This is a genomic window from Pararhizobium sp. A13 (genome assembly GCF_040126305.1).
Lineage (GTDB): Bacteria > Pseudomonadota > Alphaproteobacteria > Rhizobiales > Rhizobiaceae > Pararhizobium.
In genome coordinates this window covers 3,059,550-3,083,267 of record NZ_CP149510.1, presented here as the reverse complement: position 1 = coordinate 3,083,267, position 23,718 = coordinate 3,059,550, and the positions used below count along the sequence as shown (strand labels likewise).

Here is a 23,718-nt window from a genome sequence, read left to right as displayed (position 1 = left end):
ATCGGGGTGTAAAGATGGACAGCAGGGGAGCGTGTAGGTCAAGCCCGACAGGGGAGTTAAGATCGGGCGCTTGCTTGACAGCACCCGAGAAACCAACAGCGAATGCACGCACCCCTCACCGCGTTCGACTTCAATGCAAACGCGAGTTGCGCGAGGAAGCTCAGATGATCACCCGACGCACCGTTGACGCCAATGTCCCAGTGCGAGCGACCTAGTTACGGTACACCGTCATTTGCCTCTGGGGCATCGCCGAAGCTAGCTGGCACCGCCGTTTTCGTCCCAAGTTACTGTCTTACTGACGGCGTTTAAATATCTGTCCTTATGTCGAAAATCACGTACGTTCACTCTTCGCTGACATCGACGCCCGCAGATTCGACGAGTGCAATCCGTAAAAGCGTCGAGGAGTGCCTTAAAGCCAACTTCGGCATAACAAGTCCATAACAGGCTCGTGTGGATAATTTTGGCGTGGGTGGGAGAACGGAGCCGGAGGATAGGATGGTTGAAATTAGGCAGCTCCGGATCGACCGATTTCGCGGCATCCGTGGGCTCGTGTGGAACCCGTCACCAGGCTTGAATTTGATTATCGGGGGTGGAGATACGGGCAAGACCACGATCTTAGACGCGATATCTCTGCTTTTTCAGCCTAGTAATAGTGCGTCCCTGACCGAGGCGGACTACTGGCAGCGCAAGACTGAAGACGGCTTTCGAATTGAAGCTGTCATTGCGATTCCCGACGAACTTGACCTAACCTCGACGACCAAAACTTTATGGCCGTGGGAATGGGATGGCAAAGATGCGGTCCAACCGCGCAACGATGCAAAGGTCACGCAGGCGGGGCAGTATCCAGTCTTTCGTGTTGCGGTAAGCGCGTCAGCGGATTTCGACTTAGCCTGGGAAATCATCCAACCGGATGAGGCGCGAGAATACTTCTCCCTCGGTCTCCGTCGTCGCATTGGTCTAATCAAGCTGGGCAGCGAAGAGAAGAACGACCGCGATCTGCGGCTTGTTCATGGTTCAGGGCTTGATCGATTGCTCTCCGAGGAGAATCTGCGCGCTAAGATCGGCAAATTGGTATCGCAGGTGCCTCTCGTCGATCAACTGGGAGAGGATGCAACGAAGGCCATTGCAGGGCTGAGTGATGCGCTTGATAAAGCCGCTTTGCCGTCGGACATCTCGTTAGGGCTGACAGGAAGCCAAGGCATTTCCATTGGAGCCCTAATCGGCCTGACCGCGCGAAAAGAAGAAGTGTTCCTCCCTCTCTCCAGTTGGGGCGCAGGTACTCGTCGGATGGCCTCTCTTCAGGTCGCTGCGTCCGTGAGAAAAGAGGCCGAACTTATCGTTATCGATGAGATTGAACGGGGCCTCGAGCCATACAGGCTTCGGCAACTAGTATCGGTGTTGATTGATAGCGGACGACAGGGCTTCATCACCACTCACAGCCCTATTGCATTGTTTATGTTGGGCGACGGGCAGCTATGGTTCTTCGACGCCGAAGGAATGCTTGGAAAACTGGATCACCAGAAAATAGGAGCGCAGGTCAAGCGAGACCCGGTGATATTTCTTTCACGGGTACCTGTACTTGTCGAAGGTGAAACCGAGAGGGGTTTCGTCCATGCAATATTGAAGAGACTATTACAAGACGAGCCAGATTATTTCGGTGTCCGCGTATCTGTTGGCAAAGGGGACGCCCAGCTTCTTGATTTGCTTGTGGAGCTGAAGAACTCAAACCTCAATGTATGTGGTTTCGCGGACAATGATGGGGGCAAAAAGGATCGCTGGGCGGCTTTGAAAGGTGTGATGGGCGACCGCCTTTTCCAATGGAAGGACGGATGCATTGAGACGAACTTGATACCGCTTGTGCCCGCCGGAAACTTAGAAAGCCTATTTCGCGATGAGGAAGGCGATTGGGATGGTTATCGACTTCGGTCGGTGGCGACGCGACTGGAGATTGCCGATAAGGAATTCGAGGCGCTCCTTGCAGCGGTCGATGGCGATAGGGAAATGCTACGGAGTTTCATAATCAAGGCAGCGACGGGTGATGCTGATGACATAAAAGAACATGATCCCGAGAAGCGAAAATCAATAGCAAAAGAGTGGAAGAAGCAATCTCGAAGCTGGTTCAAGAAAGAAGATGGGAGCGGCGGTCGCGAACTAGTTCGCCACATAGTTCAGAACGATGCTTGGGAGCAGATCGAACCGATGTTGCGCCCGTTTTTTAACTCAGTGCTCGTGCTTGTCGGGAAGTCGCCTTCCGCCAAGATTGACCTATGACAGACGACGATATCGCTGCTCTTTTGCGGTCAGACATCCCGCTCGTGGTGATTGAGGCACCAGCGGGATGCGGTAAGACGTTTCAGGCAGCGCTCTATGCTGAAGAAGTGGCCCGACAAATTGGCCATAAGAAGGTGCTTGTCCTCACGCACACCCATGCTGCGTGTTCTGTCGTCGCAAAGCGCACCAAGGAAATCAGGCGACACATCGAACTCCGGACTCTCGATGGCTTCATCCACGAAGTCGCGAGCGCCTATCGCACGGCCCTTGGTTTACCAGACGACGTGGCAACGTGGGCGCGCACTACCGCAAATGGCTTTGACATTCTTGCGAGCAAAGTAGCTGATTTCATTCGGTTCAACCCAATGATTTCAAGAATGCTCGCTCGACGCTACCCGGTCATTATATGCGACGAGCATCAGGACAGTAGCTCGTACCAAGAAGCGATTGTCCTCCTGATTGGCGAGCAAGGATCAATGCTTCGGATTTTCGGCGACCCTATGCAGGTAATTCCCGGAGGGCATGGGCAAGGAAAGAGGGTGACTGAAGTCAGGTCACGCTGGGAAGCGCTCAAGACTAAAGGGAGCTTTGGTACTTTGGAAACCGGTCATCGCTGGAAGGACACAAACCCTGGTCTGGGAAAGTGGGTTCTTGATTGTCGCATGCGATTACGCGACGGCCTTGCGGTAGATTTGTCAGGAAAGTTGCCAGCAGGGATAAACGTCCTTGTTGCGGAAAATGGGCTGAAGGATGGCCAAGGATATCAATTCTCGCCCGAGAATGGTGATTGGCTGCAGATTCCGAGGCAATCCGCCCCCGCATTCCGAAATGATGCCGCCCCCCAATTCCGAGAATTAACCGCCCCCTTGTTCCGAGATGATGCCGCCCCCTGATTGGGCTGTTTGTCGGGGTGTCCTGCTGGTGAGACGTTCGTCCTTTCAGTTGCCTGAGAGGAAGGAACGCGATGCCAGCGGAGAGACTAAAGATGCGGCGTGTCCGCGAGATTCTGAGATACAGATTTGAGGAAGGGCTTGGCCACAAGTCGATTGCGGCGCGCGTTGGTGCGGCCCCCTCGACGGTGCGTGAGACGCTGCGCCGTGTTGAGATTGCCGGGCTTTCCTGGCCGTTGGGCGACGATGTCAACGATGCGGTTTTGGAAGCGGCTCTCTATAGAGCTGCCGGCACGAAGACCGGTCACCGTCGCAGCGTTGAACCGGATTGGGCTCATGTTCATCGCGAGCTGAAACGCAAGCATGTCACGCTGCAGATCCTCTGGGACGAGTATATCGGCCTTCATCCCGATGGCTATCGCTACAGCCGCTACTGCGATTTGTATCGCGCTTGGGCACTGAAGCTGCCGGTGACGATGCGCCAGGACCATGCGGCTGGCGAAAAGCTGTTCGTCGACTATGCCGGCGACACGGTCACGGTGGTCATCGATCGATTGTCGGGAAAGACGCGGCAAGCGCATCTGTTCGTCGCAGTGCTCGGGGCATCGAGCCTTTCATTCGCACATGCCCGCTGGAGCGAGACGCTTCCTGATTGGATCGAATGCCACCTGCTTGCGCTTGAGGCGTTCGGTGGCGCACCGGCGCTGCTGGTTCCCGACAACGCCAAGGTTGCCGTTATCAAGGCCTGCCTTTTTGATCCACAGGTCAATCGCACCTATGCCGGGATGGCAGCGCATTACGGAAGCACTGTTCTTCCGACGCGACCGCGCCGGCCACGCGACAAGGCGAAGGTGGAGGCGGCGGTTCGCATTGTCGAGCGCTGGCTGCTGGGCCGGCTACGCCACCGCGTCTTTTACAGCCTTGCCGACGTCAATGCGGCGATTGTCGAATTGCTCGTCGATCTCAACGACGCGCGTGTTCTGCGTCGTGTCGGGCGCACACGACGCCAGTTGTTTGAAGAGATCGATTATCCCGCCCTACGGCCGCTTCCTGTCGAACGATACGTCTTTGCCGAATGGAAGATACGGCGGGCTGGCCTCGATTATCATGTTGATATCGACAAGCACTATTACTCCGTGCCCTACCGGTTTGCCCGTGAGCAGGTCGAGGCGCGCATCACCGCCAATACCATCGAGATCTTCCACAAAGGTGAGCGCATTGCCGCCCACCGACGCTCGAGCGGCAATGGCAAGCACACGACAACGCCCGAGCACATGCCATCATCCCATCGCCGCTTTGCCGATTGGACAATCGAGCGCATCAGCCGCGAAGCATCGGCAATCGGATCGGACGTTGCATTGCTCTGCGAGCGTATTCTCGCCGATCGGCCGCATCCCGAGCAGGGCTACAGAGCCTGCCTGGGCATTATCCGCCTCGTTAAAGCGTTTGAGCGAGAGCGGGTCAACGCGGCCTGCGGGCGGGCATTGGAAATCGGTGCGCGAACCTATGGCTCGGTGCGCTCCATTCTCGACAATCACCTCGACCGACCGTCGGCGTCATCAGGCGCATCATCACCCGAGCCGATCAACCACTCCAACATCCGCGGTCCCCGCTATTACCACTGAGGAGACGACATATGCTTGCACATCCCACGCTTGATAAATTGAACGCCATGGGCCTGACCGGCATGGCCAAAGCGTTCAACGAACTGCTGACCAACGGTGAGAGCGAACAACTCTCCCATGCCGAATGGCTCGGGCTGCTGCTCGAGCGAGAATGGAGCTCGCGCCACGATCGCAAGCTTGCCGCCCGTCTGCGGTTTGCCAAGCTCCGTCATCAGGCCGTACCGGAAGATGTCGATTACCGCAGTGACCGCGGTCTCGATCGCGCTCTGTTCATGAAGCTGATCGGCGGCGACTGGATCGATGCCCACGACAACCTTGCGATCTGCGGGCCATCCGGCGTCGGCAAAAGCTGGTTAGCCTGTGCACTCGGGCACAAGGCCTGCCGCGACGATCGTTCCGTTCTTTATCAGCGCGTGCCACGGCTGTTTGCCAATCTCGCCCTTGCTCACGGTGACGGTCGATATGCAAGGCTGCAACGCACCCTCGGCCACGTCCAACTCTTGATCCTCGACGACTGGGGCCTGGAACCGCTCAATGAGCAGGCGCGCCACGACCTCCTGGAGATCCTCGAAGATCGTTACGGACGTCGCTCGACAATCGTTACCAGCCAGCTTCCCGTATCAGCCTGGCACGAGATCATCGGTAACCCAACCTACGCCGATGCCATTCTCGACAGGCTGGTTCATAATGCCCATCGCATCGACCTATCTGGCGAAAGCCTGCGGCGAAATCAGCGCCGGAAATCTTGACTCCTAACGACGATCGACTGACAACAATCACAGCCAGCAGGACCCCAGCCTCAAGGGGGCGAGATCATCCCGGAATCCGGGGGCGCAATCATCTCGGAACAAAGGGGCGGCTTCATCGGAATCGGCAGATTGGCAACCTATCAACGAGGCTGTTGCTTCGAGTGTTCGGATGCTTTGCCTTGCCTCCCGCTCCGGTACGGTCAATGGCCTCCGGTCTACGTTTAAGGCTCGCCTGCCGATATGGGAAGGTCACTCAACCACAATGGTGGAACAGTTCATCGACAAGCTCGGCAATGGGACCGTTGACCAATCTGGCAAGGTCGCCGCGTTTGTGGAGTTTCTCAAAGCGGTCACAAGCGGGTTTGGCTCTCGATTTTCCAGCGTGTTGCATCGTGAAATCGCATGCCCTTCACGCTCGCCTCGCGGTCAGATTCCACCGATGATGGCTACCATGGCGAGCCAAATCTCAGAAGACGAGGGTCATGTTGGGTATTGCGAAGCGGCGGCTACGCTTCGGGAACTGATCATTTCTAAACAAGCGCCGTTCAACGAGATTCGATTAGACTATCCTCGTGAACTCAACGACTTCATCCAACTCCAAGAATTCGACGATCCCAAAGTTGGGCTGGCGGAGATCATACATCGACGATCAAGGGTTCACCCCTCGCCTCCCAGCAAGTGTCTCAGCACCATCCACAAATGCAAAGGTTTAGAGGCAGACACGGTGATATTGTTTGCAGGAGACAAAACGAGTTTCCCGGACAATTTGGCAAAGAGGAACCTGCTTTATGTAGCTCTGAGCCGGGCTACGAAGGAGATATACTTGGTTGTTTCGAAAAACGATCCAACTCCTATATTCCAAACTTAATGTCGCCTCTTGAGCGGCGTTCAGTTTTGATTGTCAAAACGGATCGCCTGCATCGGCTGAACGATGCTCAGATTGATTTTTCCTTGCGTGTCAAAGCCGATAGTATATTGCCCACAATCCTTCAGCTGAGCCACGCTGTCCATGGCTGCTGCCATCTGGGTCGGGTCCATAGCCTGTGCAAATATCTCGTTGTCACTGGTGGAGAAAAAAGTCGTGCCGACCGGCTCGTCGCCTTTGATGGCCTGTACGACTTTCGTTTTGTCCCAACCGTCCCACGCATCACCACAGTTTGCCACTAGAGGGTTCTCATCAGGAGATGGCGCATCCTTGCATTTGTTTTTAGTCCTGAGAAGTTTGTCGCGGTTAAGCGAAAAAGATTCCCCTGTACAAGGCTTGAAGGTGACCGAATTTCCGGCCGTGGCTACGATAAAACCGATGACTCCTCCCTCGTCCTTTATCTCAAATGGCCCGTCGCCAACGACAATCTTCCTTCTCATGGCGAGTTCAATGTCGTCGCCAAATGACTGATGAGGTATCGCAATAATCAGGAGCAGGCTAAGGCTGACAAATCTTCCGAACATTGATTTCCTCCCTGACCTTGTCGGCCGAATAAAGCAGCTTTCCCTCATTGCTAACCGCAAAAAGCGTTCCCCGGTTGCATTCATCCACGGCACTGCGACACATCAAAAACAGTTGGCTCGGCAAGCCGATTATCTGGCGGAGACGTCGGCCTTCTCTGCAAGCATTATATAATTTTACTGCTGGATCGTCCTTTCGCGCGTCGAGTAGAGGCACCACCGACTGGGATTTGTCGCCTTTCCAGACATTGTCGCTCATATCACGAGCGGCTGTCGTTGCCGCCGCCTTTACAACGAAGAGGAGGACGACAACCAGAACCAGAGCGACAAGACCAAGTGACGCAGCCACGCTGCGCAAAATCGTCGAATCTTCCTTCATGTTGAATTCGAGCAAAAAGCCTGCAAAGCCGAGGAGGACGATAGCAGCTATCGCGAAAAGAACAGAATAAGACTGAAGTGGCACAAACGCATAGACGAGTACAGTTGTGAAGCTGACGTCGAACTGGGTCGCGTCGATCCCAAACTGGCCGAGATATGATGTCAGATAGGCCCAACCGCTGAAATAGACCAAGGCCACCGGCAGGGCGGCAATGAAGGCGTCCACCAACGCTGCTCTAACCGCCCCCACTTGTGGCCCCCACACCTGATAGCTCAGCCGAACCTTCTAGAAGCATAAGTCCGCACAATCCCTCGCCTACGTGTACTTCCCGCCGAAGTTCCTGTCTAGATTGCTTTTGGCATGAGGGTTCAACTCGGACGCCAGGAAGGATGTGCAGGTTCTTGAATTGCCTGATCTCTCCGTCAGTGGAGAACGGGACTGCACGGAAATCCTTCTGGAACTAATCACAATCGCCTTCGTTGGAAACTATGCGTGGGCGGCATCTTCTCCCCCGCGTAGTCGACGGCGATACCTTGGAGCTTGCCGGTCAAAATCAAGCGTGACGGCAAATCCTGGACTTGCGGAAAGCTGCTATTTCCGTCCTCGAAGAACTTGTCCTCGGTCAGGATGTCCGTTGCGATGATCGGGGCCAAGACGCCTACGCACAACTTGTTGAGAAGCTGGCCGAGATTGGTGTTGACGCGAATGAGGTTAACGTGCGGAATAATCTCTCTCGGGGCAAATTCATGGCGGTTTATTTTTGCAATGTCTGACAGCAATAGAGGTCAATTCTTTAAGGTTGCAACTGCGGTTGTCATCATTACTCTGCTTTGCCTCTCAGCCATTGCCGTTTTCGAGACAGGATCATCTACCGCCCTTAGTCGCTCCAAACAACAAAGCAATTCCACAAACTATATTGAGAATGCCGATCAGGAGATAAAGCAACGCTGCGCTCTCCGTGATTCGTATGCTATGTCCGAATGCATACGCGGTGTAATAGAAGCCACTAATGAGCATGAGCGGGCCGAGAATGATCTTGTAGCCCAATCTGATATGGCGTGGTGGACGTTCTGGATGACGGTAGTATCGGCCGCTACTCTCGGTATTACAAGCATCGGTATCTATTACATTCGGGACACTTTGGTTGAGACCAGAAAGGCAGTCAAAGCCGCCGATGACGCGGTCATTGTGACTCGCGACATGGCGCAAATGCAGATGCGAGCCTACATGAACACCGCACATGCTTGGATAAGCTTTAAAGAGAACAATGAGCCCGTCGCCCATGTTTCCATAAAAAATTTCGGCCAAACACCTGCGATGAATGTAAAGAGCTGGATACACATATGGATAGAAAAGTATCCGCTCAAAGGTAGCCTACCGTTCCCCAAGGAAGGCGAAGTCGATCAATCCTCCAGTGTAATATCTCCGGGGTTCCATTATAATTATCATCACCCACGCACCCGGGGGATTGATGAGGAGATAATGACGGAAATTCGCGCTGGTCGCGCTGCAATCTATGTCTACGGTGGAATCACTTATGACGACGTGTTTGGCGGCAATAGAAAAACTGAATTCTTGAAGTTCTGCACAGGTGAACGTGGAGGAGATGACGAAAACCTGAAAGACTACAGGAACGGCAACTACGCGACATAAGACAGTAGAAGTTGCGGTATAGGTTGCACATCTGCTGGACTCTCTCGGCAATGTCAGCTCGCTACTGGCCAAGAAGAGAGAATAAGCTCTATTCGCCGACAAATACCAACCAGCATAGACGATGACCGAAGCGCCCGAAAGATGCAGCGTCCTATGCCGACTTTGTTCGATCCAGGATAGTTAAAGGTCGATGGCATCCTGTCCGGTTAATGCATCAGGCGGGCGGGGGCCTTCAGAAATTTTCTACACCCGATCACCCGATCACGCGATCAGCCAGATGACGAGATCACGCGATACGGGAAAGATCGACCTAGCGGCTTGTTCTTACTCGTCAAAATTGGTGGCTTGAATCCTATTTGGCGGAGCTGTTGGTGTATATACTCCAACTCAGCAAAAAACCTGCCTGTGACTTCTCATCGACAATGCTGCCGCTTTGTTTATTTAAGTGATTGATTTAATTATGTTTTTTAGGTAATTTATGATCGTGGCGCTTATGGCAGGCAACACGGCGCGGATGCAAGCCCGCGCCACCAAAAGAAGGCGGAGAGGTCGGGGGTCCACACCTCGGCCAAATACTCCGCCTTCCGGAGGACCAGCGTGGATGCAAGCTCACGCCGGTCTCGCTATTGGCCAAGGCCGGGGGTCCAAACCTCGGTCGCCCCATCTTTCATCAGCGAAAAAGGAAGCGAAATGGTACCGATCAGAAAGAAATCCAAAGTCGGAAGAAAAACGGAAGAACTCCGCGACTCGTTGTGGCCTGACCTTGATAAGGCTCTCCTGTGGGATTCCCACAGTGAAGAGGGCTACACGCCCGTGCCTCGTACTATGCCGATCATCATAAAAATGATTGACGACCTCACGAAGGGAACGCCTGCGGGCAACACCTACTTTGAACTATGGTGTCGCGCTCGGGCAGAAATGTATGTTTCCCTCGGGGCTGCGGGATCACTCGCAACGCACTCTGGCTACTCTGGTCAGCGTGCCGTTCGTCAGTGGCAGGACCGCATCGATCTTCTCGCCGAGCTTGGGTTCATTCGAATTAAGGGTGGTTCCGCTGGTAAGTACGCCCATGCCGTCGTCCTGAACCCCCACAAGGTAGTCAGACGGCTTCGCGAAGAGGGACATCAGGGCATTTCGCCCGATAAGTACGATGCTCTCGTGGAACGGGCGAATGAGATCGGCTCGACGGATTTCAAAAAACCGCCGAACCCTCCCTTGGCTGTCGCGTCCGACGCAACGAACTCGACGCCTGGACCTGTTGAGGTCGAGTTATCTTGATGATCCATCAACATCAACGCCATGATGGAGGCCTCGCCACAGCAAAATCTCCTCGGTACAATAACGGTATCACAATATCCTGATGGCCCGCCCGTCGCGGGCAAGTCCATGCGGCGCATCCAGCAGCTGCAGCGAGAATGCCGGAGGCCGGTCGAGCAGTGTGTCAACATTGGTCGATGGGTTCCTTTTTGAATCGAAGCTTTTGTGGCAACACCTCCGTGAGTGGCTTAACCGCAGCTGGGTACCTGTGGAAATTCCGCGACCGGCGTGAACTGAACCTTTCTTCCAACCAATGGGGACAAAGACTGGATGAGCGGCTTAGACCGGCCGACGATCTGGGAACTCTGCATCGCTGAGGCCTCGTTCTGATTTCGAGCCTGTGCCGCGCTCACAGGAACCAATAATTCAGGGCTATCAATTGAGCCCATGCCTACGATTACATCGCTTGCAATAGGAAGCCACATTTCCACCCGAGGATCACTCAAGTGGGTGATCCCAGGCAGTGTCAATTTCACTACAGGTCGGCTACCTAATACAAACGATTTCCGGGGATGGAGAAGCCTGCCGATTGCAATTCCTCGCCCGGCAATGACATCCAGCACAGTACGGCTGCCAGTTTTCAACGTCGCAACCCTGAGATTTTTGTGCATGCGCTTCAGGGACGCTGGTTCGAGTAGATCGCTTCGTTCTTGGTTGCTCACCGGGCGGCCGCTTCGCACAAGCACGTCTAACAGGTTCTCCACTTCGATGCGGTGCTGCTCAGGCGTAAGAAGTGACGCAAATAAATCCGGAACCCGCCGCCATTGCTGATAAAAGAAGAAATCCCAGATTTGCCGTTCCTGTCCGCTCAGGCAGGGGAGCTTACCTCTTCGCGCAGTCGACATGATCTTCTGCACAATTGGCGCGACCTGACCTTCCAACTCCGAGAACCAGCTTTCTAGAGAAACATCCTTTGTGCCGTCAGGCTGAACAAGGCTGTAGAGATGTCCTTCCAGAAAAAGGTTTCCATAGGTACTACTCCACACACCCTTTGCAGCGTTGCGACTGTCAAATGTCCAGAGACCATCTTCGTCGTTGGTGAAGTTTTTCTGGAGCATCTCCGGAACGAAGTGATGTCTCTTCGGAACATTCATAGACTTTCGCACCGCATAAACGTTGGCAACCCAACAGTGCGTTAGGCTCGATGAACTGGGAAGCGTCGATGTGACCAATCCCCAGCTTTGAGAGATATAAGGAGCATACCCAACCGACCCAGTTTCGGTTCAACGGGCGCTTCACGTGGAAGGTGAGCACTTTGGTGTTCGGATCATGACAAGCTGGGAGAGAAGGGCCACGGGCCGCTGAGCTTCTACGGGATGACGATGGCGGCCCCCCCTCATCTTGGCAACTATTTCTGGTAGTCATGAGCTATGCACGAGTCGACCCGCATCAAGCTTAGAATGAACAAGGACCGTTATCGCACGTGGCTCGAACGTGCCGACAATTTCGATTGCCTTACGCTCGTCTGGGCCGTCCAAGCTCTCCAATCCGGACACGCGAAACAGGCGGCGCGATACATCTCCTTCCCCGAGGAGGCCGTCACCGAAAAAATGGTAGGTCCGTATGCTATTTATAAATGGGAGCTGGAAACTATTGTCACGTCCCTACTGACGACGCCGAAGGACAGGGAACGCAAGGGAAAGTATCGCTTCACGAACCTTACGCATTTCGGATCGCTTGGCTCGCTGGTCAATTATCTCCGAGCCATCGAGAACGGCGAGTATGCCCGCTCCGGCACCGCCTCGAACATCTGGGAAGAAATGTACCGGATCGGACAGCGGCAATTCTCATGGCAGCGCGGATACAACAGCGAGCAGTTGTACCGATATGCCTACGTCTATGGGCAGGGAGAGTGTGGCGCATTCTTCGAGGAGAATAGCGGTATCACGGTATCCACCTTCATATACCTGAGCTTGATGGTGTTCGCGTTGATGATGGAAAAGCCGTGGATTGTCGCCCCGGATATTTCTGCATTGAAACTTAGCCAGGACACGCTGACGAGGACCCTTGCACTGCAAAGCATTGAGCTGGCCGATGCGCGGATAAAGGCACTGCGAATGAATGCCGACGCCATCAGAAATATTGGCACGCCTCTCAAGACGGCTTACATGCCCAGCATTCTCCGGCAGCATCCGATGATACGGAACACCGGACGGGCCACCACGTATACCGCACCACTGCCTCCCCTTGTCATGAACCGCGCCACCTCTGGATTGTACTATGACATCAAACAAGGGCCAGACCGTCTGCGTACCGAGGCCAACGCACGGTTCGAAGAGTATATTCGGAAGTTAGTGAAGGCGTATCATCCGCGTTTTGAGGCATTGAAGGGTGAACGATATGGGCCGAAGGCAACGGCAGTTGATCCTCCGGACTGCCTCATCAAGGACGGCAAGCAAATCACTGTGGCTATTGAGTGCAAAGCCACAAAGCTGACGTTCGAAGGCCAGTTCGCGGAAAACCCGATGATTGCTGCCAAACAGGGGTTCGAGCAACTCGCCAAAGGCATTTTCCAGCTGTGGCGGTTCTTCTCACATGCTCGGCGCGGGATTTACACCGAGCATCAGGTATCACCGACTGGTCATGGGATCGTCCTCACCATGGACAGCTGGATGCAAATGGCAACAAAGCTAAGGGAGAGCGCGTTGGCAAGGGCGAAGGAGCTTGCCGCTACCGATCCCGGGATCACCGACGACGATATGCGCATGGTCGTTTTTGCCTCTGTTCAGGAACTAAATGATACCTTTGCACAAACCGAGACCGATGGGTTCATGACGGTTCTGGATAACGCGGCGTCCGAAAAATATCGTGGTTACGGCCTACCGGAGGTGGCGCGTGATTCCGAAATTCGGCACACCCGCAAGGGCTTCCCCATGGATGTTGCCGAAATTCTGCCGTGGTGGGCTATGATAAAAGCCTCTGACGAGCGGCCCTTCCTCCAGTAGTCTAGAGCGAACGGGATGCAGTGGCCGCTGTGCGCGGCGCATTTGGGACCTCAGCCAAAGTCGCAAGATGGCCCGAGCCGGACGCCAATGCCGCTAGCCACTGACTTTGACGACCCGAACTTCACCCCGTGATGTGCGGTCGGAATCCCAGCAAAGCCCACCGAATGGCCAGCCCAAGCGCAAGGATTATGAACGGAGGCACGACAGCACTCCACCCAGCTCCCCATAAGGCGTCGTAGCGTGCACGCCTGATCTTGGCATTCTGCAGGGCGGTGGCTTTGGGGATATAAGCTTCGATGGCCTTTAGGTTGTCCTCATGTACTGCGCTGGCCGGGAAGAAGAAGGCCGTCTCTCTAAGACCCGTTTGGTCGAAGCTGATTTCGTACTCGATGAGCAACTTTCGCTCTTTGAGCGCACGCACGGCTGACATCTTCTCACCAAAAGGTTCGAGGTATTCAGGATGACCTTCACCCATCTTGAAACCGCCCCAAGAAAGATAGGGATTGGCTATGCTGTTCCACATGAAGAGGCCAACCAAGACACACCAAATCACACTCAGGACGATCCACATCCTGAACAGCCCTCTACCCCACGCCATTTAAGCTCCCTCAAGCCTGCCAGAGAAGTAGGCAGATCATGGGACCAATACGAACTCCCAGCAAGGGCCAAGTATCCAAGAGCTATTCAACATGGGGCGATGACCGTTCATGTCGCAATTGGAACCTCAGCCGACGTCGCGAAATGAGAACCCAGTGTGACGCTTCGCAAGAATTTGACTACCAGGGCTGTCCTGCCGCGACGACTTCGGCACAAGTTTAGCGTTGCCTTAATCTAGATAGGATAAGAACACACTCATTGTTGTCCGGCATATCGATGTAACCATTGTGATCGGGACGCGCGTTAAACAGAAATATAGTCGACGTGAGGCTGAAAAACGCTTTGCCCGAGTCTATGCGACGGTCCCGGGTGACCGATGCATTTACTGCGGTATGCCGAATGATGGCAAATTTGATCACCTGCCTCCGGTCTATATTCTTCACCGGTTTGCTAACGGCGGTCTCGTTACCAAGAAACAAATTCAGGAGCATTTCGGCCAGTGTAAGCTGGTTCCATGTTGCACGATTTGCAACATGGGGCTCGGTGCCTACCACGGCCTGAGCGATACGGAACGGCGAGCGGAAATCGTGCACTGGTTTCTCGAAGATGAGCGATTTCCTGAAGACAAAATTGTACTCGCTCTCGGATGTCGGCTCATCGAGGAGCGATTACAGGGAAAGCGCGACACCGAGATTTACGAATTCCCAGGCGTTGGTCGCATCATCTATATCAATGCCTTGATGGGCCTTATTGAAGGAGACTTTCAGGGGCCTGAGGATTTTCCAGACTGGTTGAGGCTTGCGCAATCGGAGCTTGCGGATTGGCTTCGAGCCGTGCCCAAGCGCAAGGCTCGATATTTTCTGGAAATGGCCAACTTGGAAAGCTACGAACTCTTGCCGCACGCCAGAAGCGACCCTCGCGGTCAGTTCGAATGAATGTTTGGCGGCGACTAGCTCCTGCGCTGCCACCCGGCCGTGATGACTTCTGGAAAAGTCCCCTTCCAGCGTCTTTATCGTATTTGTGATATGGTGATTGGTGAACGCACCGCAGGTGATCGGGCAGATGGACATTCGAATACGATTGTTGGCCCTTTCATCGGCCACGGCGATGCTTTTGTCGGCCAGTGTGTTGGCTCAAACCGCAATTTCCGGCGCAGGGACGGCGACTTGTGGCGATTTGGCCAAACTATATCGCATGTCGCCAGAAACGGCGGAGTTTATGTTCTTGAGTTGGACGCAAGGCTTCCTGTCTGGCTTGAATGCAGCCGCAATGACTCGCGCATTTGATGAAAATCCGGAAGCGTCTTCCGACGACGCTATTGTTGCTGGTGCCTTCGACCTTCACCCGCGCGGCATGGAAGATGAGAGTGCCTGGTTCCGTCATCTGCGGCAATTCTGCGATCAGCGTCCCCTCGCTACGTTCGTGGAGGCTGTTTACGATCTGCTTGACGAAATATTGGCTCACCAAGATGTAGAAGAACTCCGTCGCCTGGCAAAGGAGCAACTCCGCCGCCTAAAAGAGAACGGATCGGGGGCTAACCGCTGATGCCAAGTCTGAAAGCACCAGAAGATGCGAGGATAGCTGTCGAGGCAGCGTGGCATGAATGGAGACGTCAACGCGGCTTCCAGCATGACGCTGTTCTGAGCGGCGCTGCGGGGTTAGAATTTTTCGCATACCTCGAAAGCCAGTGTCCTGACCTTCTGAACTTTAAGTACCAAGGTGACAAATGGCAGATCGTCCATTCCTGGCTACTTCAGGACGGCCAAGTCAAGGATTGACTTCGCCACCAAAGAGGCAGGCTTTCCTAAGTTCGGCCAGGCGCTCATGACGCACTTTGTGCGAAGAATCCCGCCAAGGGAGTCGGTCACGTGCCCGACTACAGGAGAGCATGGCAGAGCCCATGACGACGAGTGTCGGTGATCGAAGGCGCTCTCGGTCGCGAAATAGCTCTCAGGATGGCCTGCCTGCGGGAAACGGTGCGGCAGCCTCGACTGCGATATCCATCAGTTCCAGGAATCGATCCACGAACGACAGGAACTCGGCGAGGAAGGTGGGCGACACATCGAGCGCCTTGTCTCCGAACAGGAAGCGCTGATCCGCACCCCGGAGCCCAAAGTGCACCGTGTGCACAGCGCCGCCGTCGGTAATCGGGAGTGGGCGATTCTTCCCGCTCCCGTAAAGCCGATCTTCAATGTGTTCGAAGTGGTTGCGGGCGTCCTTCATTGAAATGAAGTCGCGGGATTCGACATGGGACTTCACCTCACCTCCCATGCGGTCCGAAGCCATCTTCATGAAGGCGACGATGCGACACGCCGCAGTCAGAAAGAAGTGAAGCTCGACCAGGGCGGCATCATGTTCTCCCGCACTCCAATGGGACATGAAGGCCGCGTGCCGTTGTTTGGTGGCGACCCGGTAGCGGGGGACCCACCTGAAGGCATCGGCAACAGCTCCGGACGGATCGACCATTTGAAGTTCAGCGAATCTCTGCAAAGACTTCCGCATCGCTTCGCCACCCCTAATAACGTCCTATGCCAGCTTTGTTCGATCCAGGATAGATAAAGGTCGATGGCATCCTGTCAGGTTAACGTGATCAAACATCGCAAGAGCCGCCATAGTACCTGCACGTGGCGCGATATGGATCAAATCAGCCGTAGCCATTAATAGGCCCTGATATTCAACGCGTTGAGAACCTCAGGCGTTATCGTACCGGTGACCTTCAGACCGTAATCCTCTTGCATCTTCGCCAGCGCTACTTTCGATTGCGGTCCAATTTTCCCGTCAATGACGCCTTGGTAGTAGCCATATAGGCTCAATGCGTTTTGAACCTGGATGACGATTTGCCGAAACTTGTCGGAATTCCCCGGCAGGACTTTGGTCCCCTGCGTTTGTGGAATCGGCGGATAGTAGGTCGGATCAGAATCCGTTGAGCTGGTATTCGGCGTCGCCTGATATACCTGGTTGGTATTCGGCACCAGCTGATACGTGTCCGGCTGGGCTTGGTAAACCCGTCGTTTCGGTATGACCGGCGTAGGGTCGTATAATGGCAGGCTTCGAGTGACGTAGCTGCCGCCGTTCGATGAGCGGTGACTAGAATGACTGGAATGGGACCTGTGGCTTGAATGTGAGCGATGCCCGGCAAGGGTATAAACGTGGTTGAGCCGCAAGCGTTCGAAGATTGAAACAGAGACGGTTTTCTTCGCAACCAGCCCCGTCGCCGGAGCCGCGTCAGACTTGGACGGCAGGAATCCCGCCGCCAGAAACGACGGTATAAGGAACAACCCTTTTTTCATATTTGCCCCAGCTCACTAAACCCCTCGGTGTGACTATACCACTCAAAAAAACCACCACAAGCTGAGCGAGCGGAGCAACCTTCACAGAAATCGAGATATTTTCGCTTCCAATCCGAGATCGTCGATGGCGCGAATTGGCGGTACGGTTCCGGGACCGAGCAAAGCGGAAAATTGAACAGGGAGACGGCGACCCCCTTCGCGGTTGCCAAATTGATCGCCGCCCTGATCATCGTAAAGTCTGCGGACGTGTCCCGGAACGTCTTGTGCCAATTCATCCGGCCGTAGCCGATCCGTTCGAGTTGCATCAGTGCCCACACAGAAACGAACGGCGTCCGATTGACGACGTAGTTCGCCAGGCCTCGCAGGTTCTCCCAGTTCTGCTGGGTCACCACCGTTCGCAACTCAACGGAAGCTCCGGCACGCGTCAGAAGAGAAAGGTTGCGCTCCAGTCGGTGAAACGCTCCTGGTTTGCCCACGATGTGGTCGTGCAGTTCGGCTTCAGACGCATAGAGGGGAACACCCCACAGGACGCGATCAAGGCCGATTGCATCGAGGCGGCCGACGTCGTCCGGCTCGAAATGCTGCGCGTTGGTCAAAACATGGAAACGCAGGTCAGGGCGAGCGGAGGCCGCAGACGCCAGAAATTCGAATAACCGATCCTTGTGCAGCAGCGGTTCACCGCCGGATATCCCGATATAGGCTCCAGATGGGGCCAACGTCGCGGCAATAGCGAACTGGTCGAAGAGATCGACATGATGCTTTTTCGGCGGCTGCGAGCACATGACACACAGCTGATCGCATTGTTCTGTTACCAGCAGCGTGTTGTGTTTTGACGAGGCTCGAATGAGCCGGTGCGCACTCCCCTGCCCTGGCACGATCAGAAGCACATCGCCATCCAGCGGCATATCTTCGGTGGCGTGAACCAGAACTGAAAAGCCGAGATATTCGTACTCGCGATAGTCTCGTTCCCGTCGGATGAGATGAGCATCGTGCCCGGAAGGATCGGTCCGCTCGCTTTCACATAGCCGCAGCACCAACGGCTCGACTATCGGCAATGGATCGATTTTTAGCCGAAGGTCGATCATTGATGGACCTTCGCCAGCGCGGGTTCGTATTCAGGCATCCCCGCCCAAAGCGCCAGAGATTTCTGCGCCTTTGGATCAGTGGAATAGATCAGTTCAAAAACCTTGTCGAAGATGTGTGTGTGCCGCTGGCAGAAATCCGTGAGGTGCTTTGGCACATCGATGCGGCCATAGCGCGACAGGTCATCGACCAGGTCCACTCCGCAATAAGCCTGATAAGGGCAGTGGATGCAGTCAGGGTGAAAATTGTTAGAAGCCTCGTCGTTGAGTGCATCGACGGCAGCCCTGTCCAGGCCGGTGTGAACGTTTCCCATCGACAGGTCGAGCTGGCCGACGCGGGTAACCATTCGGGCCTCATCGGTTGGATAGAAGGTACCGTCGTAGTCGATAGCAAGATAGCTGCGCCCCAGGATATTCGGGTTCCGCAGATCAACATGTCCATTGTGGCCGGACCGAAGCACACGCCGTAAACAGTGGGAGAAATAGTATTCCTCAACCGGCTCTGCGGCGGTCCAATTGTGTTCGATGAGCGCATCGATGAAGGTCGAATGATAGGCATTCCAGGCAGCCGTCGTGTCCTTGGCGGCAAAACGCTTGCGGGCGAAGCCTTGGTAGTTGACCGGTCGCAGATAGATGGACCGCAAGCCGAATGACAAAAAGCTCTCGATAACCGACGTGGGATCGGGCAAATTCCGAATATCGAGCGTTGGAAGCGCCGAGACTTTCCCCGCCCCGAACCCATCGACGGCCCGGCGCAAGTTGTCTAAAAACTCGTTTGTTCTCTCCGAAGTCACGGTGCGCTGGCGCTGATGTGTCTGCGCATTGGCATCGAGGGACGTACTGATGAACGTATCCCGCTCCGACAGGAACGCCCAAGCCTCATCGCTGACCGTCTGCAAATTTGTGCAAACGACAAATTCGGTCTGGGCGAAGCGATTGCGACAGAAATCGCGAACCCGCTGCAGCATGTCCAATTTCAGAAGCGGCTCACCGCCTTGGAACTCGACCTTTAGTCGGTTCGTCGGGAGATTGTCGAGAAAAGCAAAGACCGCGCTCAACGTGCTTTCGTCCCAGTCGAAACCGGGCGTCTGTTCGTTGACCCGAGATACCTGGCAATAGCCGCAGGCAAGGTTGCAGCGCAACGTCGGAACGAGGATGACGTAATCTAGTTCGGTCGGCGCGTAGAGCCGGTTGGCCCACCGGTAGGCGAAGCCGGTATACGCCAGATCATCGATCTCTTCGAAGGAGTGGCCGTTCTCACTGAGGAACCGTCTGTCGCCGGGGTTGAGCCTGTCTCCCACATAGCGTTCCAGAAAAGCGTTGTCGGCTTTGAAATACCCGCCTGCGTCGTCTGCGAAGAGCAACGCGCCATCGCTAGAAGGCCTAAATTTCAGTGGGAAGACGGTCATCTGCCCATCACACTCTCGATGAGAGTTCGCCGCAGCGGCAGAGTTTCGGCGTAGATTTTCTGTCGACAAAGAGTGAAATGGAAATCTCGGATAAGGTCAGCCACGTCAGTGCCTTCCCCTCCAGTAAGCATCACATCAGTATCGACGGCCACCCGAACCGACGGATGCAGATAGGAAAAGCGCATGATGGCGTCGAAAAGATATGGCCGAAACTCTGGGCCTATGGCCATTTTGCAAGCACGCTGCCCTGGTTGATCCAGCATTGCCAGCCCCCACCGCAATAAGCTTCTCTGGCTCTTAAGCTGTAGCAGAGTGCGCGTTCGCGCAAGAGTTTTGTTCGCGGTATGTTGAACACCGTCGTGGTGGTGCGCAGCGCGGGGTGGAGAATATGCCACGAGGAGGACATCTTGGGATGGGAGATGTTGGTTGGAAGAGGTGGAAAGCTGGCGCTCATGACAAATGATGATCGCATTTGGGCAGTGAAGGGCATTCTGGACGACTACGTGAAGAGCCCGTCTCTTCGCCATCTTCGTGACCCGCACTCTTTGATAAACGTGGCGAAGGTCATTGTGAAACGCTTGGATCGCCAGAGCGGCATCTGGCAAAAATGGGAAGGTGAGCGAGAAACACTGCTGAAGTCTGCGCTCGGGTGTTGGATTCCAATTGACGATTTACGGGAATACTTAAACGGGCTGCCTGGTCCGTCTCTCACGATGACCGATGTCGCGCAGAGATTAAGAGCATTCGAGGAGGAACCTTACGCCTCGTATCCGAACGATGATCTAAAAGATGGCTGCCTTGCGTTGTTCGCTAGAGAAAAAGCCGACGGTACTGAGCTTCCCGCTATAATCGGACTTTTAGCAGAGCACGTTGAGCGCGAGGAAGAACGTCTCCGTCTAGAGCGTGAGCAACGATATAGGCGGATGCGCGAGGAGGAGCGTTTGATGGCGGAACAGCGGCTACTATCTGGTGCTGATTGTAAGTGGACTCAACTGGGAAAAGCATCACAGTGGTATTGTCGAACGAATGGGCGGACGTACCGTCTAACGCCTACTTCCGACAAAAAATGGGACCTTCACCGAGTTGACGAACCAGTGGCGGAGGAAAAGGGCCAACTCATCGGTAGGTACAAGGGGCGTGGCGACGCGACGAAGGTGGTGGCTCAGGTGGCCTATCAGACCGAACCGCGATGACAGCCCAACACATTAATCGTCGGCGTCCTCAAGCGTAATGAACATGACGACGTGCCGTGAAGTATCAGGTGGTGGTAACCACGGCTCTAATTCTTCACCTCTTCACAACTGTCTCGCGAGCGTGTTTCGATATCCCTAGCCATCGTGGTTGTGATACCCCATTGTCCGCCTTGATGACGAGCAACGGTTCAATTCACGACGTTCAAAAAAAAGGGGCTTCGATGGATAGCGCAGCGTGGCGATTCACTCGTTTTATCAATGACGAGAAAATAGGACTGCTCGAAACAGCTGTTTCTGGTCCCGACGGCGCATGGCTGCGCGATGCACTCAAGGATCGCGATCTTTTCTTCGCGCTTCGCAATGACCGCATCGATGTCTACCACCAAGGCGCTCTGATCTATCGCATCGATTTTAGTGGCGACGACATTGAAGCGCAGACACACGTCAAATACCTCATGATCGACGTTCCTAAGAGCCCATATATCAATCTGCGGAAGTCAGATTTTGCGTATGAGCCGAGCGCCTATATGCAAGGGCGATACCGGGAGGGTGTTTCCCTTCAGCAAATCAAGAAGGCCGCCACTTACTACTCCGGGATGGAGAACTTCGGTGTTTACCGAGCAATCAAGGACGACCCACTGGTTGTCGATGTCGAGGTCGCCCTGATGAGGGACAACGCGCCCCCGGCGGACAGCGTCCCAACGACCACGGAGCAACGACAGGGAAGAATGCAGGATCGCATTGACATCGTACGCCTTGAGGAAGCTGCCGGGGGCTACGCATTGGTCTTTTGGGAGGCCAAGCACTACAGCAACGCACAGCTGTTCAACGATGAGGTCTTTGAGCAGCTTGATCGCTACGAGGATCAAATATTGAAGCGAGAAGCCGAACTCCTTGCGGCGTTCCGCAATGTCTGTGCATTCAATCTCAGACTGGCCCGGCTCCGAACCGAACTTGGCGTCGTCGGCATCGACAGCGAGCATGTCAATCGTTTGCAAGGTCTCGCTGACGGAACCGTGCCCCTGCATGTCGACAAAAACCCTCGGCTATTTGCCTTTGGATTCGACCAGGCACAGAAAATATTAAGATGGCGTGCACGTGAAAAGCAGCTTATCGAAAGACTCGGTCTGGGTAGGCTCAAGGCAATTGGAAGGCCCAAGGCTGGTGAACTGGGTCGATCTTAAAAATTGTTGATCGAAACGCGAGCAAGCCAACATCCTATAATGGCCCTGACCTGAGACTCTGATCTTCTAAGGCAAAAAACAAAGCCTTATCAGCCAGTTATGCGAGAGAGCTGCGAGTCATGATTGCTTTTGAGACCTTACAATAGAATACACAGACCCCGATATTTTTGGATACCCAAAATGCCAAAATCTCCCTGGTTCGCACTGGTTGCTGCAGTGCCAATGTTTGTTTACGCGACGGTTGCCAGTTCGTCTCCATTCGCAATGACCCTTTTCGGCCACCAGGTTTCGATCTCTCCATCTGGCGACCAATTTAAACTTGAGATTGATGAACGCGAAGTTCTTCGCAACTATTACCTCGACCTCGATGAAATTTACGTCATCAATGGCACACCTACCGTGGTGGGAACATCGTCGGGGGGCGGAAACGCATGCGAAGGGGCTCCATTTATTGTTTCCTTTCCGCGAAACGAATCCCCTCGTCTCGATGGGCCGTTGGACACTTGTTTTGGTGTCAAAGTGGAAGCGTCTGATATCGCCTTGACGTTATCGACCGCTCCCACTCCGAATGAACCCGGCAAACGGTGGACATGGACGCCGTCTGACGGCATCAAGGAAGCGGAGAGCGCAGCTTTTGTTGCCGACGTATCGAAAGGGTGGCCTCAACTACGGGAGCGAACCGCCTCTCACCCCGCAGACCTGCTCGACTATGCAGAGCTGAACGAAGAGATAACTCGATTGGCAGGACCTGACGCTACGCTGGTGAATGACATCTTGATGGGTGTTGGCTCCGGCAAATATGATGGCGATCTTTTCGTGGGCACCTCTTGTTCCCGCCACATGTGCCTAGACCAAGAAGCCATCGTCATCGCGGATATCCCTCACAAAACCATTTACCTCGCTTGGAAGCCGTCCGGGCAGAAGATTAAGGTGAATCCGGAGGTCAAGTCATGGCCGGAGAGGCCAAGAGCAGCGCTTCGAAACTGGGCGGCGAAGTGGAAGTGATCACAACCAGCATCGGAGGCCAAGTGAGGGCTTTAATCTTCGGGTCGCTCATTGTCGGGCTATATACGTCTGCGCTCCAGGCATCTTCGAGCATTCGAGTCGTCGACGGCGACACCGTGGAGGTTTCCGGCGTCGTCTATCGTCTTCACGGTATCGACGCTCCCGAGGCGGGACAAAAGTGCAATTCTGCAAATGGAAAAGCTTGGGCTTGCGGGCAGGAAGCGATAGCAGCGATGGAAGCTCTTGCTCTTGGCAAGGACGTCTCGTGCGACAATCGTGGCCAAGATGGTTACGGTCGGACCATCGGTGTTTGCAAGGTTGGGTCGACGAACCTCAATGCCGCCATGGTCCAGACCGGACACGCATGGGCGTTCCGCAAATATTCAGAGGACTACGCGGACCTGGAAGAAATCGCTCATCAGAACCACGTTGGCATCTGGCAGGCGGAGACCGAAGCGCCTTGGGATTATCGCGCCCATAAATGGGACGTTGCAAAGCAGGCCGCGCCCGACGGTTGCCCGATCAAGGGCAACATTTCAGACAACGGTCACATCTACCACGCGCCCTGGTCACCTTGGTACGGGCGCACGAAGGTCAGTATCAAACAGGGCGAGCGCTGGTTCTGCACCGAGAAGGAAGCCGTAGAAGCCGGATGGAGAGCGCCCTTCTGGGGGCGCTGACCG

Annotated in this window: 23 protein-coding genes; 14 read left to right on the top strand and 9 right to left on the bottom strand. The window is 54.7% G+C overall.

Features of this window, described 5'->3' with window-relative positions; translation table 11 throughout:
- Nucleotides 1-495 precede the first annotated feature (495 nt).
- The 5 genes from WI754_RS15230 to WI754_RS15210 all read left to right on the top strand — a co-directional run bounded on the left by WI754_RS15230 (nucleotide 496) and on the right by WI754_RS15210 (nucleotide 6,403).
- Nucleotides 496-2,271, top strand: a complete 1,776-nt coding sequence (locus WI754_RS15230) for an AAA family ATPase (RefSeq protein WP_349434308.1) — start codon at nucleotides 496-498, stop codon at nucleotides 2,269-2,271.
- A complete protein-coding gene (locus WI754_RS15225; protein ID WP_349434307.1) occupies nucleotides 2,268-3,164 on the top strand; it encodes a UvrD-helicase domain-containing protein in 897 nt (298 codons plus the stop codon). The genes WI754_RS15230 and WI754_RS15225 overlap by 4 nt, the downstream gene beginning before the upstream one ends.
- Nucleotides 3,165-3,256: 92 nt before the next feature.
- Entirely contained in the window at nucleotides 3,257-4,786 is a 1,530-nt protein-coding gene (gene istA / locus WI754_RS15220; protein WP_341487506.1) for an IS21 family transposase, read from the top strand.
- A gap of 11 nt (nucleotides 4,787-4,797) precedes the next feature.
- Nucleotides 4,798-5,535 (top strand): IS21-like element ISRel16 family helper ATPase IstB, encoded by a 738-nt coding sequence (istB, locus tag WI754_RS15215; RefSeq protein ID WP_341487505.1) that lies wholly within the window; start codon nucleotides 4,798-4,800, stop codon nucleotides 5,533-5,535.
- 262 nt (nucleotides 5,536-5,797) lie between these two features.
- The gene (locus tag WI754_RS15210; RefSeq protein ID WP_349434306.1) at nucleotides 5,798-6,403 is read left to right on the top strand and encodes an ATP-binding domain-containing protein; all 606 of its coding nucleotides are present in this window, start codon (nucleotides 5,798-5,800) and stop codon (nucleotides 6,401-6,403) included.
- Between the two features lie 20 nt (nucleotides 6,404-6,423).
- On the opposite strand, the gene WI754_RS15205 is transcribed toward WI754_RS15210, so the two are convergent.
- The 3 genes from WI754_RS15205 to WI754_RS15195 all read right to left on the bottom strand — a co-directional run bounded on the left by WI754_RS15205 (nucleotide 6,424) and on the right by WI754_RS15195 (nucleotide 8,139).
- Nucleotides 6,424-6,984 carry a hypothetical protein gene (locus tag WI754_RS15205; RefSeq protein ID WP_349434305.1) on the bottom strand — a complete coding sequence of 187 codons (561 nt, stop codon included), beginning with the start codon at nucleotides 6,982-6,984 and terminating at the stop codon, nucleotides 6,424-6,426.
- Nucleotides 6,959-7,585, bottom strand: coding sequence for a hypothetical protein (locus WI754_RS15200; RefSeq protein ID WP_349434304.1), 627 nt, complete (start codon nucleotides 7,583-7,585; stop codon nucleotides 6,959-6,961). Before WI754_RS15200 ends, WI754_RS15205 begins: the two co-directional genes overlap by 26 nt.
- Before the next feature lie 239 nt (nucleotides 7,586-7,824).
- Nucleotides 7,825-8,139: a hypothetical protein gene (locus WI754_RS15195; protein ID WP_349434303.1), complete on the bottom strand. Its 315-nt coding sequence runs from the start codon at nucleotides 8,137-8,139 to the stop codon at nucleotides 7,825-7,827.
- Between WI754_RS15195 and WI754_RS15190 the strand changes: the two genes are divergently transcribed.
- Both WI754_RS15190 and WI754_RS15185 read left to right on the top strand, forming a co-directional pair.
- Nucleotides 8,126-9,013, top strand: a complete 888-nt coding sequence (locus WI754_RS15190) for a hypothetical protein (RefSeq protein ID WP_349434302.1) — start codon at nucleotides 8,126-8,128, stop codon at nucleotides 9,011-9,013. The two genes, WI754_RS15195 and WI754_RS15190, sit on opposite strands and share 14 nt — an antisense overlap.
- A gap of 690 nt (nucleotides 9,014-9,703) precedes the next feature.
- Nucleotides 9,704-10,291, top strand: coding sequence for a hypothetical protein (locus WI754_RS15185; protein WP_349434301.1), 588 nt, complete (start codon nucleotides 9,704-9,706; stop codon nucleotides 10,289-10,291).
- Nucleotides 10,292-10,518: 227 nt separating this feature from the next.
- On the opposite strand, the gene WI754_RS15180 is transcribed toward WI754_RS15185, so the two are convergent.
- Complete coding sequence (locus WI754_RS15180) at nucleotides 10,519-11,424, bottom strand: DUF4238 domain-containing protein (protein ID WP_349434300.1); 906 nt, start codon at nucleotides 11,422-11,424, stop codon at nucleotides 10,519-10,521.
- Nucleotides 11,425-11,730: 306 nt separating this feature from the next.
- Here WI754_RS15180 and WI754_RS15175 point away from each other — a divergent pair, with 306 nt between their 5' ends.
- Nucleotides 11,731-13,275 (top strand): hypothetical protein, encoded by a 1,545-nt coding sequence (locus tag WI754_RS15175; protein WP_349434298.1) that lies wholly within the window; start codon nucleotides 11,731-11,733, stop codon nucleotides 13,273-13,275.
- A 121-nt stretch (nucleotides 13,276-13,396) separates the two neighbouring features.
- On the opposite strand, the gene WI754_RS15170 is transcribed toward WI754_RS15175, so the two are convergent.
- A complete protein-coding gene (locus WI754_RS15170) occupies nucleotides 13,397-13,846 on the bottom strand; it encodes a hypothetical protein (RefSeq protein ID WP_349434297.1) in 450 nt (149 codons plus the stop codon).
- Nucleotides 13,847-14,264: 418 nt separating this feature from the next.
- On the opposite strand from WI754_RS15170, the gene WI754_RS15165 reads away from it, so the two are divergent.
- Both WI754_RS15165 and WI754_RS15160 read left to right on the top strand, forming a co-directional pair.
- On the top strand, nucleotides 14,265-14,807 hold the full coding sequence (locus WI754_RS15165) for a hypothetical protein (RefSeq protein WP_349434295.1): 543 nt from the start codon (nucleotides 14,265-14,267) through the stop codon (nucleotides 14,805-14,807).
- Nucleotides 14,808-14,904: 97 nt separating this feature from the next.
- The gene (locus WI754_RS15160) at nucleotides 14,905-15,417 is read left to right on the top strand and encodes a hypothetical protein (RefSeq protein WP_349434294.1); all 513 of its coding nucleotides are present in this window, start codon (nucleotides 14,905-14,907) and stop codon (nucleotides 15,415-15,417) included.
- 405 nt (nucleotides 15,418-15,822) lie between these two features.
- Here the strand turns inward: WI754_RS15160 and WI754_RS15155 are convergent, their stop codons facing one another.
- The 4 genes from WI754_RS15155 to hxsB all read right to left on the bottom strand — a co-directional run bounded on the left by WI754_RS15155 (nucleotide 15,823) and on the right by hxsB (nucleotide 19,653).
- The gene (locus WI754_RS15155) at nucleotides 15,823-16,338 is read right to left on the bottom strand and encodes a hypothetical protein (RefSeq protein ID WP_349434293.1); all 516 of its coding nucleotides are present in this window, start codon (nucleotides 16,336-16,338) and stop codon (nucleotides 15,823-15,825) included.
- A 191-nt stretch (nucleotides 16,339-16,529) separates the two neighbouring features.
- Nucleotides 16,530-17,162, bottom strand: coding sequence for a His-Xaa-Ser repeat protein HxsA (hxsA, locus tag WI754_RS15150; RefSeq protein WP_349434292.1), 633 nt, complete (start codon nucleotides 17,160-17,162; stop codon nucleotides 16,530-16,532).
- Entirely contained in the window at nucleotides 17,159-18,247 is a 1,089-nt protein-coding gene (hxsC, locus tag WI754_RS15145) for a His-Xaa-Ser system radical SAM maturase HxsC (RefSeq protein WP_349434291.1), read from the bottom strand. Before hxsC ends, hxsA begins: the two co-directional genes overlap by 4 nt.
- Nucleotides 18,244-19,653, bottom strand: a complete 1,410-nt coding sequence (gene hxsB / locus WI754_RS15140) for a His-Xaa-Ser system radical SAM maturase HxsB (RefSeq protein WP_349437827.1) — start codon at nucleotides 19,651-19,653, stop codon at nucleotides 18,244-18,246. The genes hxsC and hxsB overlap by 4 nt, the downstream gene beginning before the upstream one ends.
- A 452-nt stretch (nucleotides 19,654-20,105) precedes the next feature.
- Between hxsB and WI754_RS15135 the strand changes: the two genes are divergently transcribed.
- The 4 genes from WI754_RS15135 (at nucleotide 20,106) to WI754_RS15120 (ending at nucleotide 23,715) form a co-directional block, all read left to right on the top strand.
- A complete protein-coding gene (locus WI754_RS15135) occupies nucleotides 20,106-20,846 on the top strand; it encodes a hypothetical protein (RefSeq protein WP_349434290.1) in 741 nt (246 codons plus the stop codon).
- A gap of 161 nt (nucleotides 20,847-21,007) precedes the next feature.
- On the top strand, nucleotides 21,008-22,030 hold the full coding sequence (locus tag WI754_RS15130) for a hypothetical protein (RefSeq protein ID WP_349434289.1): 1,023 nt from the start codon (nucleotides 21,008-21,010) through the stop codon (nucleotides 22,028-22,030).
- Nucleotides 22,031-22,210: 180 nt separating this feature from the next.
- Nucleotides 22,211-23,035 carry a hypothetical protein gene (locus WI754_RS15125; RefSeq protein WP_349434288.1) on the top strand — a complete coding sequence of 275 codons (825 nt, stop codon included), beginning with the start codon at nucleotides 22,211-22,213 and terminating at the stop codon, nucleotides 23,033-23,035.
- Nucleotides 22,981-23,715 (top strand): thermonuclease family protein, encoded by a 735-nt coding sequence (locus tag WI754_RS15120; protein WP_349434287.1) that lies wholly within the window; start codon nucleotides 22,981-22,983, stop codon nucleotides 23,713-23,715. Before WI754_RS15125 ends, WI754_RS15120 begins: the two co-directional genes overlap by 55 nt.
- The last annotated feature ends 3 nt before the right edge of the window (nucleotides 23,716-23,718 follow it).